Source organism: Furfurilactobacillus milii (genome assembly GCF_009863985.1).
Lineage (GTDB): Bacteria > Bacillota > Bacilli > Lactobacillales > Lactobacillaceae > Furfurilactobacillus > Furfurilactobacillus milii_A.
Window position 1 is genome coordinate 111232 of the sequence record NZ_WEZT01000001.1, and the last position, 3769, is coordinate 115000.

At 40.5% G+C, this 3769-nt stretch carries 3 protein-coding genes and 1 pseudogene; 1 reads left to right on the top strand and 3 read right to left on the bottom strand.

Features of this window, described 5'->3' with window-relative positions:
- Positions 1–94: 94 nt before the first annotated feature.
- Both GB992_RS00530 and GB992_RS00535 read right to left on the bottom strand, forming a co-directional pair.
- Positions 95–379 (bottom strand): annotated as a pseudogene (locus GB992_RS00530) (PTS sugar transporter subunit IIB); the annotation flags it as partial.
- A 13-nt stretch (positions 380–392) separates the two neighbouring features.
- A complete protein-coding gene (locus GB992_RS00535) occupies positions 393–842 on the bottom strand; it encodes a PTS sugar transporter subunit IIA (protein ID WP_161000770.1) in 450 nt (149 codons plus the stop codon).
- Between the two features lie 135 nt (positions 843–977).
- Between GB992_RS00535 and GB992_RS00540 the strand changes: the two genes are divergently transcribed.
- The gene (locus GB992_RS00540) at positions 978–3032 is read left to right on the top strand and encodes a BglG family transcription antiterminator (protein WP_161000771.1); all 2055 of its coding nucleotides are present in this window, start codon (positions 978–980) and stop codon (positions 3030–3032) included.
- A 59-nt stretch (positions 3033–3091) separates the two neighbouring features.
- Here GB992_RS00540 and GB992_RS00545 read toward each other — a convergent pair whose 3' ends face one another.
- Positions 3092–3505 (bottom strand): MerR family transcriptional regulator, encoded by a 414-nt coding sequence (locus GB992_RS00545; protein WP_161000772.1) that lies wholly within the window; start codon positions 3503–3505, stop codon positions 3092–3094.
- Between the last annotated feature and the right edge of the window lie 264 nt (positions 3506–3769).

Consider the following 3769-nt stretch of genomic DNA (forward strand, 5'->3'; position numbering starts at 1 on the left):
CTTGAACTAATTAATCAACGACCATTAAAAATACATCATCAACAGACTGCCATTGAAAGATTCCGGGCTTGTTCGGATTAAACTTGTAATTTGCCTTATCTAAAACATAATTGACATGTTCTGCAGTTTCCTTTTTGTCAATCAGACTCTTTAGCAAAACGATCCGCTCTTTAGGAATGCTGCCTAGCGCGTCAGCCAATGTTGATTCAACGAAAAAGTAGTCTGCTGAATCGGCTGTGGCACTGCCAACATCTGAGTGATCGACTGTAATATCGTTTGCATCAACATCCACGTTTTCATCTTTCAGAATTTGTTGGACGTTCATTTGAACCATGAAGCTACTGCCTAAACCACTTTGACATACTGCTAAAATTTTCATGTTATTTCCTCCGTTATTCGTTGCGACTATGAATTATTGTGAGCAAATCTTCAGCCGACGAAGCAGCCATCAACTGTTTAACTGTTGCTTCGTTGGTTAACAGTGTCATTAATTGCTTGATGACTTCTAAATGACTCTCACTATCAACCGCTGATAAAACGAACCATAAAGTAATGGGATGATCCTGGTTAACAAGTGCAATGTCATGATTCGTTTTGAGCAGTGCAAGCGAGATCCGATTTGATCCATTCTCAGGTCGCGTGTGTGCAAGTGCAATATGATCACCAATGTTAATATATGGGCCTTGATTATTGACCACATCAATCATTGAATTAACGTATTGCTCTGTCACACTACCGTTGGCAACTAAAGGTTTTGCCGCAAGTCGGATTGCTGCCTCCCAACTCAAATCAGTTGCATCCGTTAACTGGACTGTTTCCTGGTTCAAAAGGTCATTCAGCATTCCATCACCTCCGCTATTAATTTATGGTTTAATCCTAGCATTGATGAAAACGCTAACAAGTGCAATACTTACACTACCAATAGTGCAAAATATTCACCCCGTCAAAAAAATGCTTAATTTGGAGGCTCATCATTCATGATTAACTTTACTAACATCAAACATGGCAATGATCTTCTTAATTACTTGCTAACACGTCAGGATTACACCACTCTTGAAGAATTGAAAACACAGCTCGGATTATCTCGTCGCGGGACTTTCTATGTTCTAAAACGAGTAAATGAAGAGTTAAACGACTCTAAGCTTGATATCATCATGAATCTTGCCGGAGTCGGCTATTTCATTCCTGAAGAAACAAAAAAAGAGCTTCTGAATCAATATTCAGAAACTCAACCCGTGACAGAACAATTTACAAAACATCAGCGTTGTCAGCTTATCGCTTGGGATCTCATCAACCACAAGTCACTATCCCTGTCAGACTTAACCAACAGATTTCAAATCTCCAAACATACGGCGATATCCGACCTCAAATCTGTTCGTGAACGTCTAGAATCTCATGGACTCGATATTGTACAACAGCCTAAAGGAAAGCATATTTCCGGATCCGAAATATCGCAACGAAACTGGGTATTAGAGGCACTTAATGATCGCGACTCAATTCTGTACAGCCAAATCGACATTAATCCTTCGCGCTTGATTGCGATCAACACTGAGATCCATAAGCTAGAAAAAATTACGGGCAATTACTTTAGTGACGACGCCTTATCAACACTTGATGACTTTATTTTATGGTTTTTGGAGCGAATCAAACAGCCAGAGAATCAATTGCCGGATTCTCCCTTAAGAACAACCAATGTAGATTCAATGTCGATTAATTGGTCAATCAAGTTCTTAAGCGATAACAACATTCATAATTTTAGTGAATCATATTTTTTGGGTCGTATCATCAACACAAGCCAGTTTTATCGTGTCAATCGTGCTGACGGATTAATCCAAACTATCTTTCCGATTTCCCGGGAAATTATCGATCGCTTTAACACCGTGTCTGGAGCCAATGTATCCCCTGAAAAACTTGAATTAACACTATCTACCCACTTGTTATCCACCTTTTATCGTTCAAAATTTATGATTTCCTATCACCATCCCAACCTTGAACAAATCACTGAGGGGTTTCGCGAACTATTTTCTTTCACTAAGTATGCCATTCGTCCGTTTGAAAAATTCATCAATGGCCACCTTAGTGACGACGAAATTGCGTTGATTGCGCTATATTTCGGCGGTGAATTGCGAGCCATTGAAAGCCGCCGTGGCAAACATGTGGATGTTTTAGTTGTCTGCTCTAGTGGTATTGGGACCTCGTACATTCTTCAACAGCAACTCATTCAACATTATCCCAACATTGATTTTTCTCAGCCTCTTAGTGTTTTCCAGTATAAAAATCAAGATTTATCCAACATCAAGCTCATCATCAGTACCATCGAACTCAATGTCCCCGTTCATATCTCCATTGTTCGCGTATCACCGCTACCAAATAAAAAAGATTGGGAAACAATCGAAAAAGCATTCATCAATGCCCACTTAACTGATAACCATTTTAACGAGGCCAGTGTAAATTCTCTGCTCGATATTATCAGTAATTACGCTCGTATCGAGAACTTCGATGGTCTGACGGATGCTCTGCGTGGTTACCTCAATCAAAGAGCAAAACTGCCGATAAAAAAGACGACTGTCACAGGACCAACAAGCCTACAGAAACTTTTACCCAGCAGCCATATTACTTATGCTGATGATGAGTTGGACAATTGGAAAAGTGTTGTTCAACAAGCTTTGAAACCACTATTGACTGAACATCTCATCGAACAACGTTACATTGACCGAATCATTCGATTAACAGTCGTCAACGGCCCTTACATGGTTCTTGGCAATGGCATCATGTTAGCCCATGGCACACCAAACGACGGCGTCAACGATCTTGGCATGAGCTTACTGTTACTACAACACCCCGTCACCATTGAAAATAAAGATCACGCAGACAAAAGGACGATTCAAATCGTCATTGGTCTAGCACCTTTGGATCAAACCAGTCATTTATCTGCCCTTTCGCAACTTATGCAAAAAATCCAAGATGATCACTGGGTTCAGCAAATAAAAACTGCTAGCTCAGTCGCCGAAATTACCAATCTACTCTCATAGATAAAAAAAGAGCTGGTCACAATGTCTTCAGCGGACATTGTGACCAGCTCCTTTCATTTCTACTGATTTGCTTTTTTCTCCGCATGCTGTCGTTCTAGCTCACGAAGTTCTTCCTCAGTCGTTTCCATGTGATCATAGAAATGGTTGAGTTTGTAATTCAGGTGATCGATGGCAGATTGCAGGTCATCGCGTTTTTCTTCCATCACAGCGAGCTGTTCCTGCAAAATGGCCTTCTGCTCTTTCGTATTATCTTCTTGCGCGTCAAATAATTGAATATAACGCCGCAAACTGTCAATACTCATGCCAACTGCCCGCATCTGCGTCACAAACGTAATGCGGCGAATGATCCGATCATCAATATCACGATTACCAACCTCCGTTCGGTCAATTTCCGGAATCAACGATTCCTTCTCATAATACCGAATGGCCGCCGACGATACGCCTGTTTTTTCACTAGCTTCTTTAATATTCATTGCGTTTTCTCCTTGTGGATCATAGTAGCACAATGGCCTAAATAACCGGCCAGTCTCATTGATGTATTCACAATAGACCTTAATGTGTACTTGAAGGCAAGCAGGGAAAACTAAATTTGATAATCTTCTTGTAATTCCTTATCTTGCCAGAAAAAAACTTCATCGGGTAGATTGCAAATTTAATCCGAATTTTTGGACAAATTTGTCAGCATAACCTGATACGGTGTTTGCCAGTCGAGTATTTTAAGCGGTCGCTGGTTAATT